13 protein-coding genes are annotated in these 11,589 nt (G+C 62.9%); 7 read left to right on the forward strand and 6 right to left on the reverse strand.

Annotated features, from left to right (window positions below; translation table 11 throughout):
• The first annotated feature begins 109 nt into the window (after positions 1–109).
• Positions 110–1,069, forward strand: a complete 960-nt coding sequence (locus tag A3AU_RS0116410) for a DUF1402 family protein (RefSeq protein ID WP_027053818.1) — start codon at positions 110–112, stop codon at positions 1,067–1,069.
• A 101-nt stretch (positions 1,070–1,170) separates the two neighbouring features.
• On the opposite strand, the gene A3AU_RS0116415 is transcribed toward A3AU_RS0116410, so the two are convergent.
• The 3 genes from A3AU_RS0116415 to A3AU_RS0116425 are packed head-to-tail and all read right to left on the reverse strand — an operon-like array spanning position 1,171 to position 3,843.
• Positions 1,171–2,409, reverse strand: a complete 1,239-nt coding sequence (locus A3AU_RS0116415) for an NAD(P)/FAD-dependent oxidoreductase (protein WP_027053819.1) — start codon at positions 2,407–2,409, stop codon at positions 1,171–1,173.
• Positions 2,406–2,720, reverse strand: a complete 315-nt coding sequence (locus tag A3AU_RS0116420; RefSeq protein WP_027053820.1) for a Rieske (2Fe-2S) protein — start codon at positions 2,718–2,720, stop codon at positions 2,406–2,408. The genes A3AU_RS0116415 and A3AU_RS0116420 overlap by 4 nt, the downstream gene beginning before the upstream one ends.
• 31 nt (positions 2,721–2,751) lie before the next feature.
• On the reverse strand, positions 2,752–3,843 hold the full coding sequence (locus tag A3AU_RS0116425) for a fatty acid desaturase family protein (protein WP_027053821.1): 1,092 nt from the start codon (positions 3,841–3,843) through the stop codon (positions 2,752–2,754).
• A gap of 163 nt (positions 3,844–4,006) precedes the next feature.
• On the opposite strand from A3AU_RS0116425, the gene A3AU_RS0116430 reads away from it, so the two are divergent.
• On the forward strand, positions 4,007–5,038 hold the full coding sequence (locus tag A3AU_RS0116430) for a LacI family DNA-binding transcriptional regulator (RefSeq protein WP_027053822.1): 1,032 nt from the start codon (positions 4,007–4,009) through the stop codon (positions 5,036–5,038).
• A 110-nt stretch (positions 5,039–5,148) separates the two neighbouring features.
• Here the strand turns inward: A3AU_RS0116430 and A3AU_RS0116435 are convergent, their stop codons facing one another.
• The gene (locus tag A3AU_RS0116435; RefSeq protein WP_027053823.1) at positions 5,149–5,367 is read right to left on the reverse strand and encodes a hypothetical protein; all 219 of its coding nucleotides are present in this window, start codon (positions 5,365–5,367) and stop codon (positions 5,149–5,151) included.
• Positions 5,368–5,478: 111 nt separating this feature from the next.
• Between A3AU_RS0116435 and A3AU_RS0116440 the strand changes: the two genes are divergently transcribed.
• The 5 genes from A3AU_RS0116440 (at position 5,479) to A3AU_RS0116460 (ending at position 10,759) form a co-directional block, all read left to right on the forward strand.
• Positions 5,479–6,138 (forward strand): phosphoribosylanthranilate isomerase, encoded by a 660-nt coding sequence (locus tag A3AU_RS0116440; protein WP_027053824.1) that lies wholly within the window; start codon positions 5,479–5,481, stop codon positions 6,136–6,138.
• 87 nt (positions 6,139–6,225) lie between these two features.
• A complete protein-coding gene (trpB, locus tag A3AU_RS0116445) occupies positions 6,226–7,446 on the forward strand; it encodes a tryptophan synthase subunit beta (RefSeq protein WP_027053825.1) in 1,221 nt (406 codons plus the stop codon).
• Position 7,447: 1 nt separating this feature from the next.
• On the forward strand, positions 7,448–8,287 hold the full coding sequence (trpA, locus tag A3AU_RS0116450; protein ID WP_027053826.1) for a tryptophan synthase subunit alpha: 840 nt from the start codon (positions 7,448–7,450) through the stop codon (positions 8,285–8,287).
• 99 nt (positions 8,288–8,386) lie between these two features.
• Positions 8,387–9,313, forward strand: a complete 927-nt coding sequence (gene accD / locus A3AU_RS0116455; RefSeq protein ID WP_027053827.1) for an acetyl-CoA carboxylase, carboxyltransferase subunit beta — start codon at positions 8,387–8,389, stop codon at positions 9,311–9,313.
• 120 nt (positions 9,314–9,433) lie between these two features.
• Positions 9,434–10,759 carry a bifunctional folylpolyglutamate synthase/dihydrofolate synthase gene (locus A3AU_RS0116460; RefSeq protein WP_027053828.1) on the forward strand — a complete coding sequence of 442 codons (1,326 nt, stop codon included), beginning with the start codon at positions 9,434–9,436 and terminating at the stop codon, positions 10,757–10,759.
• 18 nt (positions 10,760–10,777) lie between these two features.
• On the opposite strand, the gene A3AU_RS0116465 is transcribed toward A3AU_RS0116460, so the two are convergent.
• Positions 10,778–11,059: a cupin domain-containing protein gene (locus A3AU_RS0116465; RefSeq protein ID WP_027053829.1), complete on the reverse strand. Its 282-nt coding sequence runs from the start codon at positions 11,057–11,059 to the stop codon at positions 10,778–10,780.
• A gap of 195 nt (positions 11,060–11,254) precedes the next feature.
• The gene (gene trxA / locus A3AU_RS0116470; protein WP_027053830.1) at positions 11,255–11,581 is read right to left on the reverse strand and encodes a thioredoxin; all 327 of its coding nucleotides are present in this window, start codon (positions 11,579–11,581) and stop codon (positions 11,255–11,257) included.
• Positions 11,582–11,589 lie beyond the last annotated feature (8 nt).

Here is an 11,589-nt window from a genome sequence, read left to right on the forward strand (position 1 = left end):
CGCGCGTCCGTCGGACGCGCAAAAGGACGCTGCAGCACTTTGTTTGGCCATGATCCTTTCCGAAATCTAGTTCAGATTTCGGGTCATGTGCGTTTGCAGGCGGCGGTGCATGAAAAAACTGATCCTGGTCATTCTCGGCCTGACCCTGGCGGCGACGCTGTTCGCCGCCGAGGCGGCGACATTGGTGCCGGCTGGCAACCGAAATGCCGAGCAGCCCGATATCCCCGGCGCCTCGAGCCGGCGCACGCAAGCGACCAACACCACTTTTCAGGCAAAGTACCGCAAGGTCTATGCCTTGCTGCAGAACGACCCCGACCTGCGCGGCAAGATCAAGAAGGCCGCAAGCGCCTACGGCATCGATCCGATGCACATCGTCGGCGCCATCGTCGGCGAGCACACGTACAATGTCGACGCCTACGACCGGCTGCAGACCTATTACGTAAAGGCGATTTCCTATCTCTCCGGCAAGCTGACCTTCGCTTATGACGGCGAGGACATCACCGATTTCGTGCAGCGGCCGGAATTCAAGAAATGCGCTGGCATGTCCGACAGCTACGACCTGTGGGAATGCCGCGAACAGGTGTGGAACCATGCATTCCGCGGCAAGACCGTCGGCGGCACAAGCTTTCCCGACGACCGCTTCGGCGCCACTTTCTTCCAGCCCTACTATGCCGGCCAGACTTTCGGCCTCGGCCAGCTCAATCCTCTGACCGCCTTGCAGATGAGCGATCTCGTGCACAAGATGTCGGGTCTGCCGAAGCTCGATGTCGCCGATCCCAACTCGGTCTACAAGACCATCATGGATCCGGACCTGACCTTGCCCTATGTCGCGGCGACGATCCGGAAATCGATCGACGCCTACAAGAGCATCGCCGGCTTCGACATTTCAGGCAATCCGGGACTGACCGCCACGCTCTACAATGTCGGCAACCCGGAGCAGCGCGCCTATGCGCTGAAGGCGGAAAACGACAAACGCCGCGCCGCCGGTGAGCCGGAAAAGCTGCCGGAAGAGAACTATTACGGCTGGCTGGTCAACGACAAGCTGCCTGAGCTGAAGGCGCTGTTTTAGGGCTGGAAGAAACAAACGCCGCCTGGCTTTCCACGTTTGCACCGCCCCTCATTGCAGGCAGATGAGGGGCTGCGCCGATCTCTACGAACTCGAGCGAAGATTCACGCCGCCAGCAATGACTTCAGCTTGATATCAGGCGATCCCAGCGCTTCCCGCGTTGGCCTGGCCCGCTTGCCGATCAGCATCTCCGCCAGCCTGATATCGCGGGCGACCGCATTGCCGGGGCCGATGCCGCTTGCCGCCACCAGCCTGCCGTCCTCGGCGAGGTGGAAAAGGATGAAGGCGCCGTCGCCGAGATCGCGGCGCACGCTGCTCTTGCCTTCGTCCGAAAGCCCGGCGATCTGCAGCGACAGGCTATACTGATCGGACCAGAACCACGGCACCGCCGCATGTGCCTCGCCCGCGCCCAGCATGTTTCTTGCCGCCAGCGCGCCCTGTTCCTGGGCGTTGCGCCAGGCTTCCAGCCGTACGCGGCGGCCGCCATAGACGGTGAGCGGAAACGAGCAGCAATCGCCAGCGGCGAAGATATCGGGATCGCTGCTGCGCAGTTCCGCATCGACGGATATGCCATTGTCGATCGCGAGGCCCGCTTCGGCGGCAAGCCCGGTCACCGGCACGGCGCCAATGCCGATGACGGCGAGGTCGGCCGATATTTCGCGCCCGCCAGCAAGTCCAATTCGTACTTCCTTGCCGTCGTCGGCAATGGAGGCGATGCCTTGACCGCACACAATGTCGACGCCTTCGGCGACATGCGCCTGATGGATGATTTCGGCGATCTCGGCCGGCACGCCGCGCATCAGGATACGCGGCTGTGCCTCGATGACGGTGACGGCGGCGCCAAGCTTGCGTGCCGAGGCGGCGAGCTCGAGGCCGATGAAGCCGCCGCCGATGACGGCGATGCGGCTGCCGGCACCGAGATGGGCGCGAATGGCCAGCGCATCGGCGAAGGTGCGGAGATAGACGCAGCGCTCGCCAAGGCCCGGCATCGGCAGTTTGCGCGGGGCCGAGCCGGTGGCCAGCAGGAGCTTGTCGTATGGCAGCAACGCACCGTCCGACAACCGCACCGCATGCGCCGCGCGATCGATCGCCACGGCCTGGACGGAATGGATATGCCGGATCGACTTTTCGGTCAGCATTTCGTCACTGGCGATCGCCTTGATTTCCGGGGCGTCGCTGACCATCGCGTCCTTGGACAAAGGCGGCCGTTCGTAGGGCAGATGCGGCTCGTCGCCGACCAGGGTCACCGGGCCGTCATAGCCGAGATCGCGCAGCGTGAGTGCCGCCCGCCCGCCGCATTCGCCGGCTCCGATGATGACCATTCCCCGCGCCATATCAGTCATCCGATCTGGACGAGGACTTTGCCGGCGTCGACCTTGACCGCATAGGTTTTCAGGTTGACGCAGACCGGGGCGCCCCTCGCCGCGCCCGTCTTGTAGTTGAAGCGGCCATTGTGCTTGGGGCACTCGATGATGTCGTCCATCACCAGCCCGTCGGCGAGATGCACCTTCTCATGCGTGCACAGCCCGTCGGTGGCGAAATATTCGTCGTCGGGGCTGCGGTAGATGGCGAAGGTGCGCCCGCCATGATCGAAGCGCATCACGTCTTCTTCGTCGATGTCATCGGCAGCACAGGCCTCGACCCATTCGCTCATTCAGTCCTCCCGGCAAATCTTGATCTCAACGTCACTCAGCGGCCGCAGCTACGGTCTCGTTCTGGAATTCCTCGCGGTACGGCCTGGCCGTCGGCGGCAGTTCGCGCTTGAGGAAGTAATCCTCGTTGCGCAGCTGGCGCAGGAAGGCCGGGATCATCTCGCGGTAGCCGGCCAGGATCGACGGCGTAGGCGCCGGCAGATCGTGCTTGATCAACGCATGCAGCCTGGGTAGCACATGATAAGGCACCATCGGGAACATGTGATGCTCGACGTGGTAGTTCATGTTCCAGTAGATGAAGCGGCTGATCCGGTTCATGTAGACGGTGCGGCTATTCAGCCTGTGGTCGACGACATTTTCGGCAAGACCGCCATGTTGCAGCAGGCCGACCATGACGTGATGCCAGGCGCCGTAGAGCCTGGGCAGGCCAACCAGCATCAGCGGCAGGAACGAACCGAAATACAGCGCCAGCGCGATGGTTGCGGCATAAATCGCGGTCCAGATGCGGGCAATGCGGATCGCCTTGCCCTGCTCCTGCTCGGGAATGAAGGTCTTTTCGGCCGTGCTGATGTTGCCGGCGGCGTTGCGCAGCATGTCCGACATCGCATGCCAGGCATCGAGCACCCCGACGAATGCGAGGAGCACGCGCACCAGGTCCGGCGGCCGCATGACCGAGATTTCCGGGTCGCGGCCGACGATGATGGTGTCGGTGTGGTGGCGCGTGTGGCTCCAGCGCCAGGTAACCGGATTGCGCATGATCATGAAGCAGGCGACCTGATAGACCACATCATTCATCCACTGCGTGCGGAACGCCGTGCCGTGGCCGCATTCGTGCCAGCGTGAATCCGTCGACGAGCCGTAGAGCACGCCGTAGACGAAGAAGAAAGGCACGCACCACCAGCTGCCCCAGAACCAGGCGCCACCGGCGCCGCTGACGATCAGCGCGGCGAGCCAGATCACCGTGTCGCGGATCGCCGGTGCGTCGGAGCGCTGCATCAGCTCCTTCATCTGCTTGCGGGACACTTCGGTATGATACCACTCGGCCGCAGCCAGGCCGTTTTCCACGGCGAGCTTGGCGTCGCGGCCAATCAGGCTGTAGTCACGCCGGGACGGCGTTGCGGACATGATTGCCTCCCTCGGCAAGGCACCCGCCCAAGCGACTGCCGTTTATCTGTCGTGGAGACTGAAAAATATCGCCAACCTATGATAGACTCAATATCACAAAGATAGTTTCTATCATTTTCTATCAGAATGACGTATCCATGCTCCCGATAGAGCGAGAGGGATCATGTCGAAACGGCCGACGATATCAGATCTGGCGCGCATCTCCGGCGTCAGCGTTGCAACGGTGGACCGCGTGCTCAACAATCGCCTGCCGGTGCGCGAGGAGACAGCGCGCCGCGTCTACGAGACAGCGACCGAGATCGGCTATCACGCGGCCGGCCTGATCAAGCAGCGGATGCGTCATGAACTGCCGGAGTACCGGCTCGGTTTCCTGCTGTTGCGAGGCAATGATGTCTTCTACACGGAGTTTGCGCGGCAACTCGAACTCGCGGTGACCCGATCGCAACGCTTCCGCGGCGTCGCCATCATCGACTTCGCCAGTTCGCTGACACCGGACGAGATTGTCGAGCGCACGCGCAAGCTGGCGGCCAAATGCCGGGCCGTCGCGCTGGTCGGGCCGGATCACCCGACGCTGACGGTCACCGTCGAGGAGATGAAGGCCAGGGGCATGCCGGTATTTTCATTGCTGTCCGACTTCGCGGCCGGCATTCGCGAGGGCTATATCGGCCTCGACAACCGCAAGGTCGGACGCACCGCGGCCTGGATGATCTCGAAAGCGGCGAAACGGCCGGGCAAGGTCGCGCTGTTCGTTGGCAGCCACCGCTTCCATGGCCACGAACTGCGCGAGATCGGCTTCCGCTCCTTTTTCCGTGAGCAGGCCCCGGACTTCACCTTGCTGGAGACGCTGGTCAATCTCGAGGCCAACCAGATCACGCAGGACACGCTGCTCGAGCTTCTCGGCCGCCATCCAGACCTTGTCGGTTGCTATGTCGCCGGCGGCGGCATGGAGGGCGCGGTCGCGGCGCTTCGGCAAGCCAGGCCAACCGAAATGCCGGCGGTGGTCTGCAACGAAATCACGGCGGTCTCGCGCTCGGCGCTCGCCGACGGCATCCTGACAATGGTGATCTCGACGCCGCTGGCGGCACTTTGCCGCGAGCTCATGGACCTGATGGCGCATGCCATCGAGACAGGTGCCGCGAACGCGCCGGGACAGACCTTTCTGCCGTTCGAGATCTACCTGCCGGAGAATATTTAGGGGTCCGCTACGCTGGAGGTCTGTGCGTACATCCTGGCCTCGTCATGCACGGTCGGAGCAGGGAGCGTAGCGACGCAGACCAGAGGATGACGAAGTTGCAGCGGAAGCGCTCAATCGTCATTCGCCGCATTCAGCTCGTCCGGTCGCAACCCCTCGTCGCCATGGTGCGGCCACGGCAAGAAATTGCCGTCGAATTCATCGCCGCTGAAATAATCCAGCGCCCGATGCGCCTCGACGCCGTTGAAGGCGGCCTTGTCGATCAGATGGGCTATGACCTCACGCGCCTGCGCGATCTTCTGCTTCAGTTCGGCAATGGTTCTGTCGGCCATGATGTTTCTCCCGCCTGCATGTTGTCCATCCATAGGTAGCGCCTTTGGCCGTGCTGGCAAACAGCATGCTTTTTCTCGACTCTGCCGCGATTTCATGCCAATTCCCGCGCCATGGCGCTCGACATCAAGATCTGTGGCTTGAAGACCGACCAGGCAATGGCCGCGGCGCTCGCCGGCGGCGCAAGCCATGTCGGCTTTATTTTTTTCGCCAAAAGTCCTCGCTACGTCGATCCGGCCGAGGCCGGGCTTCTGCGGAAAGCCGCGCGCGGCAAGGCCTTGGCAGTTGCCGTCACCGTTGATGCCAGCAACGCCTTTCTGGACGAGATCGTCGAAAAAATGCAGCCCGACATGCTGCAGCTGCACGGCTCGGAAACATCAGAGCGGGTGGCCGAGCTGAAAGCCCGCTACGGCCTGCCGGTGATGAAGGCGTTGCCGCTCGGCGTGGCCGCCGATCTCGACCGGATCAAGCCGTTCATCGGCGTCGCCGACCGGTTCCTGTTCGACGCCAAGCCGCCAAAGGACTCCGTGCTGCCGGGCGGCAATGGCGTCGCCTTCGACTGGCGCATCCTTGCCGGCCTTGACGCCGGCGTCGATTACATGCTTTCCGGTGGGCTGAACGCCGCCAATATCGGTGATGCCCTTCGGCTTGCAAACCCGCCCGGAATAGATATCTCGTCGGGCGTGGAAAGCGCGCCGGGCGTCAAGGATCCGGCGCTGATCGAACAGTTTTTCCGGGCCGTAAGGGCCGCGCGAGACAACCGCGCCGCCTGAACGGGCCTCAACAGAGCATGTCCCGGAAAAGTGGAATCCGGTTTTCCGATAGGACATGCTCAAACATCAAGACGCAGGAGATCGGCGATGAACAAGCCGGCGACACCCAATTCCTTTCGTACTGGACCCGACGAACAGGGAATGTTCGGCATGTTTGGCGGCCGTTTCGTCGCCGAAACCTTGATGCCGCTGATTCTGGACCTCGAAAAGCACTGGACCTTCGCCAAGACCGACCCGGCCTTCAAGGCCGAGGTCGAGCATCTCAACAAGCACTATACCGGCCGGCCCAGTCCGCTGTATTTCGCCGAAAGGCTGACCCAACATCTTGGCGGCGCGAAAATCTATTTCAAGCGCGACGAGCTCAACCACACCGGCTCGCACAAGATTAACAACTGCCTTGGCCAGATTCTGCTGGCCAAGCGCATGGGCAAGACGCGCATCATCGCCGAGACCGGCGCCGGTCAGCACGGCGTGGCGTCGGCGACAGTTGCCGCGCGTTTCGGCTTGCCTTGCGTGGTCTACATGGGTGCGACCGACGTGCAGCGTCAGGCGCCCAACGTTTTCCGCATGAAGCTGCTCGGCGCCGAGGTTGTGCCGGTAACCTCCGGTCACGGCACATTGAAGGATGCCATGAACGAGGCGCTTCGCGATTGGGTGACGAATGTCGACGACACCTACTACATGATCGGCACCGCCGCGGGTCCGCACCCCTATCCCGAGATCGTGCGCGAGCTGCAGTCGGTCATCGGCCGCGAGGCCAGGGAACAGATGCTGGAGGCGGAAGGCCGGCTGCCCGACCTGCTGGTCGCGGCGGTGGGTGGCGGCTCAAACGCCATCGGACTGTTCCACCCGTTCCTCGACGACACGGATGTAAAGATCGTCGGCGTTGAAGCTGGCGGCAAGGGCCTTGATGGCGACGAGCACTGTGCATCGCTTACCGCCGGTTCGCCGGGCGTTCTGCACGGCAACCGCACCTACCTGCTTCAGACATCCGACGGCCAGATCATGGAAGGCCATTCGATCTCGGCGGGTCTCGACTATCCCGGCATTGGCCCGGAACATTCGTGGTTGAAGGAATCCAACCGTGTTGAGTACGTGCCGATCATGGATTCGGAGGCGCTCGAGGCATTCCAGTTGCTGACCCGGCTGGAGGGCATCATTCCGGCGCTGGAACCGGCGCATGCGCTGGCCGAGGTGATCAAGCGCGCGCCGAAGATGGGCAAGGACCAGATCATCGTCATGAATTTGTGCGGCCGCGGCGACAAGGACATCTTCACCGTCGGCAAAATTCTGGGGATGGAGCTTTAGAATGACCACCCGCATCGACCGCCGCATGGCGAAACTCAAGGCCGAAGGCAGGCCGGCGCTCGTCACCTACTTCATGGGCGGCGACCCGGATTACGACACCTCGCTGTCAATCATGAAGGCGCTGCCCGGTGCCGGCAGCGACATCATCGAACTGGGCATGCCGTTTTCCGATCCGATGGCCGACGGCCCGGCGATCCAGGCGGCGGGCCTGCGCGCCCTGAAAGGTGGCCAGACCCTTGTGAAGACACTGAAGATGGCATCGGACTTCCGCGCCGGCGACAATGAAACGCCGATCGTGCTGATGGGTTATTACAACCCAATCTACGTCTACGGCGTCGACCGTTTCCTCAAAGACGCGCTGGCCAGCGGCATCGATGGCCTGATCGTGGTCGACCTGCCACCCGAAATGGACGAGGAACTCTGCATTCCGGCAATGAAAGCCGGTATCAACTTTATCCGGCTGGCGACCCCGACCACCGACGACAAGCGACTGCCCAAGGTTCTGCAGAACACGTCCGGCTTCGTCTACTACGTCTCGATGACCGGCATAACGGGCGCCGCGCTTGCCGACACCGGCAAGGTGGCGGCAGCGGTCAAGCGCATCAAGGGCCACACCGACCTGCCGGTCTGCGTCGGCTTCGGCGTCAAGACAGCCGAGCAGGCCCGTGTCATCGGCGCCAATGCCGATGGCGTCGTCGTCGGCACGGCAATCGTCAACGCGGTCGCCAATGTGCTGGGGCCGAAGGGCGAAAAGACCGCCGACCCGGCCGAGGCCGTCGCCACGCTGGTCAGCGGCCTGGCGCAAGGCGTGCGCTCGGCCCGCCTTGCTGCCGCCGAATAGTTTTCCTACGTCAGTCCTGTGCATGCCCTTGTCCCAAAACCGGGTCTCACTTTTGGGCGGCATGCCTAGCAACTCTTCGTCAGGACAGGAGCCGAAGCGATGAACTGGATCACCAATTACGTTCGCCCGAAGATCAATTCGATGCTCGGCCGGCGTGCCGATATTCCCGAGAACCTCTGGATCAAGGATCCCGAGACCGGCGAGATGGTGTTCCACAAGGATCTGGAATCCAACCAGTTCGTCATCCCGTCTTCCGGCCATCACATGAAGATTTCGGCCAAGGAGCGGCTGAAATACTTCCTCGACGACGGCAAATACGAGCAGCTCGAAAACCCCAAGGTGGTCCAGGATCCGCTGAAGTTCCGTGACGAGAAGCGCTACACCGACCGGCTGAAGGACGCCAAGGCCAAGACCGGTCTGGAGGACGCGATCGTCAACGCGCTTGGCAGCATCGAAGGCCTGCCGGTGGTGGTGACGGTGCAGGATTTCGCCTTCATGGGCGGCTCGCTCGGCATGGCGGCGGGTGACGCCATCGTCCACGCCTTCGAGGTCGCCCTGCAGCGCAAGCGGCCGCTGATCCTGTTCGCCGCCTCCGGCGGCGCCCGCATGCAGGAAGGAATTTTGTCGCTCATGCAGCTGCCGCGCACCACGGTCGGCGTCGACCGGCTGAAGGAAGCCGGCCTGCCCTATATCGTCGTTCTGACCAATCCGACCACCGGCGGCGTCACCGCCTCCTACGCCATGCTGGGAGACGTGCACATCGCCGAACCCGGTGCTTTGATCGGTTTTGCCGGACCGCGCGTCATCGAACAGACCATCAGGGAAAAGCTGCCAGATGGCTTCCAGCGCTCCGAATATCTGATGGAGCACGGCATGGTCGACATGGTGGTGTCGCGGCTTGAGATGCGCGAAACGATTGCACGCCTGCTGAAGATGCTGCTCAAGCTGCCGGGCGAGCAAAAGCCGCTGGAGCCTGAAATCCTGCCGCCAGCGGTGGTTTCCGCCGAAGCCAGGCCGCAGGCCTGACACGACATCGGCCGCCGCGAACGGTGATTGCGCCACCCACATGGCACGCTGTAGCCTTTTGATTGCCTTGGCAATTGTGGGAGCGATTCTGGCTCCCGGGCCATGCGCCGGGATCCTGTGATGACAACGCTCGCCGCCGACCGCGAAATCGAAGCCCTGATGGCGCTTCATCCGAAAGGCTTCGACCTTTCGCTCGACCGCATCACGCGGCTCCTGGAGCGGCTGGGCAACCCGCAGGAACTGCTACCGCCGGTCATCCATATCGCAGGCACCAACGGCAAGGGCTCCTGCGCGGCCTTTTCGCGCGCGCTGCTCGAAGCCGCCGGGCATCTTGTCCATGTCCACACTTCGCCGCATCTGGTCAACTGGGCCGAGCGCTACCGGCTCGCCGCCGAAGGTGGCGGCAAACTCGTCGACGATGAGACCTTCGCCGAGGCCATTGCCCGCGTCGCCAAGGCCAATGGCGGCCAGAAGATCACCGTCTTCGAGATCCTCACCGCCGTTACTTTCATCTTGTTTTCCGAGCATCCGGCCGAAGCCGCCATCATCGAGGTCGGCCTCGGCGGTCGCTTCGACGCCACCAATGTCGTCGCCAGGCCCGCCGTGTCGGTGATCATGCCGGTGTCGATGGACCATGAGGCCTATCTCGGCGACCGTGTCGAACTGATCGCCGCTGAGAAGGCCGGCATCATGAAGCGCGGCTGCCCGGTGGTCATCGGCGCGCAGGAAAGCGAGACGGCGCTGCAAGTGCTGATCGAGACCGCCGAGCGGCTGGAGTGCCCGACCTTCGTCTACGGCCAGGATTTCCTCGCCTTCGAGGAAAACGGCCGCATGGTCTACCAGGACGAGGACGGCTTGATGGATTTGCCGCCGCCACGGCTGCCCGGGCGCCACCAGTTCGCCAATGCGGCCGCCGCGATCGCCGCGGTCAAGGCGGCCGGCTTCGAGATCAGCCACCGCGCCGCCGAGAAGGCGATGACCCATGTCGCGTGGCCCGGCCGCATGCAGAAGCTGGCGCAGGGAAAGTTGGTGGACCTGGCGCCGAAGGGCGCCGATATCTGGCTCGACGGCGGCCACAATCCGGGTGCCGGGGTGGTTGTCGCCGAAGCGCTGGCCGAGCAGGAGGAAAAGAACCCGCGCCCGCTGTTCCTCATTTCGGGCATGATCAACACCAAGGACCAGAGCGGCTATTTTCGCGCCTTCAAGGGTCTGGCCCGGCATGTCTACACCGTGCCGGTGAGCATGAGCGAGGCCGGCGTGCCGAACGACGAACTGGCGATCCGCGCCACCGAAGCCGGGCTGTCCGCCGAGCCGGTCAGTTCCGTCGCCAGCGCGCTGATGCTGCTGCGCGACACCTGGGACGGCCCGGCGCCGCGCATTCTGATCGGCGGGTCGCTCTATCTGGCTGGAGCCGTGCTGGCCGAGAACGGCACGCCACCGACCTGAGGTTTCGCCTCAGCGCGCCTACTTCAGCTCGATCTCGATGAAAGCATATTCGCCGTCATTGGCGCTGATGACGTCGTGTTCGACGCCCTCCTTGCGGAAATAGGGCGCGCCTTTCTTCATCTCGGCGAAGGTCTCGCCGTCCTTGGTCACCAGCTTAAGCTTGCCGTCCATCAGCGGCACCACGACATAGTCGTGGCCATGGCGGTGCCAGCCGGTGTTTTCACCCGGCTGGAAGCGGTATTCGGTGACGATGACGCGATCATTGTCGATGAACACGGTGGCCTTGGCGGATCCGGTCATGTCGCTCTCCCTGTTTCTGTTGCCACCAGAAGACATGGAATGCCTTGGCGTGAGGGCCAGACCAGCTCACCGATGAAGCCAACCAAAAGCCCGGCGCGATGGCCGGGCTCTTGAATATCGTGAATTCAAAGCAATTCCAGGAAAAGTGTGAAGCGGTTTTCCGCTCGGAATTGCGTTCAAAAAGGGTCTACCGGATCAGGCGAGGCTGCCGTTGATCCAGTGTGCCAGTGCGGTCTTCGGCGCTGCGCCGACCTTCATGTCGGCCACTTCGCCGCTCTTGAAGATCATCAGCGTCGGGATCGAGCGGACGCCGAATTGCGCGGCAAGCTCGGGATTCTCGTCGATATTGAGCTTGGCGATCTTCACCTTGGCGCCGAGTTCGGCGGCGATGTCTTCAAGCGACGGCGCGATCTGTTTGCACGGGCCGCACCATTCCGCCCAGAAATCGACCACGACCGGTACGTTGGCATTGAGCACGTCGGCCTGGAAATTGTTCTTGTCGACCTTGACGGTGGCACCCATGCGGAAAA

Source organism: Mesorhizobium erdmanii USDA 3471 (assembly GCF_000472705.1).
Classification (GTDB): Bacteria; Pseudomonadota; Alphaproteobacteria; order Rhizobiales; family Rhizobiaceae; genus Mesorhizobium; species Mesorhizobium erdmanii.

Coding starts and splice junctions, on each gene's coding strand:
- A3AU_RS0116435 (WP_027053823.1), bottom strand. CDS start 5,367: ATGGCCGACAGAACCATTGCCGAACTGAAGCAGAAGATCGCGCAGGCG.
- A3AU_RS0116460 (WP_027053828.1), top strand. CDS start 9,434: ATGACAACGCTCGCCGCCGACCGCGAAATCGAAGCCCTGATGGCGCTT.
- trxA (WP_027053830.1), bottom strand. CDS start 11,581: ATGGGTGCCACCGTCAAGGTCGACAAGAACAATTTCCAGGCCGACGTG.
- trpA (WP_027053826.1), top strand. CDS start 7,448: ATGACCACCCGCATCGACCGCCGCATGGCGAAACTCAAGGCCGAAGGC.
- A3AU_RS0116425 (WP_027053821.1), bottom strand. CDS start 3,843: ATGTCCGCAACGCCGTCCCGGCGTGACTACAGCCTGATTGGCCGCGAC.
- A3AU_RS0116410 (WP_027053818.1), top strand. CDS start 110: ATGAAAAAACTGATCCTGGTCATTCTCGGCCTGACCCTGGCGGCGACG.
- A3AU_RS0116430 (WP_027053822.1), top strand. CDS start 4,007: ATGTCGAAACGGCCGACGATATCAGATCTGGCGCGCATCTCCGGCGTC.
- A3AU_RS0116440 (WP_027053824.1), top strand. CDS start 5,479: ATGGCGCTCGACATCAAGATCTGTGGCTTGAAGACCGACCAGGCAATG.
- accD (WP_027053827.1), top strand. CDS start 8,387: ATGAACTGGATCACCAATTACGTTCGCCCGAAGATCAATTCGATGCTC.
- A3AU_RS0116415 (WP_027053819.1), bottom strand. CDS start 2,409: ATGACTGATATGGCGCGGGGAATGGTCATCATCGGAGCCGGCGAATGC.
- trpB (WP_027053825.1), top strand. CDS start 6,226: ATGAACAAGCCGGCGACACCCAATTCCTTTCGTACTGGACCCGACGAA.
- A3AU_RS0116465 (WP_027053829.1), bottom strand. CDS start 11,059: ATGACCGGATCCGCCAAGGCCACCGTGTTCATCGACAATGATCGCGTC.
- A3AU_RS0116420 (WP_027053820.1), bottom strand. CDS start 2,720: ATGAGCGAATGGGTCGAGGCCTGTGCTGCCGATGACATCGACGAAGAA.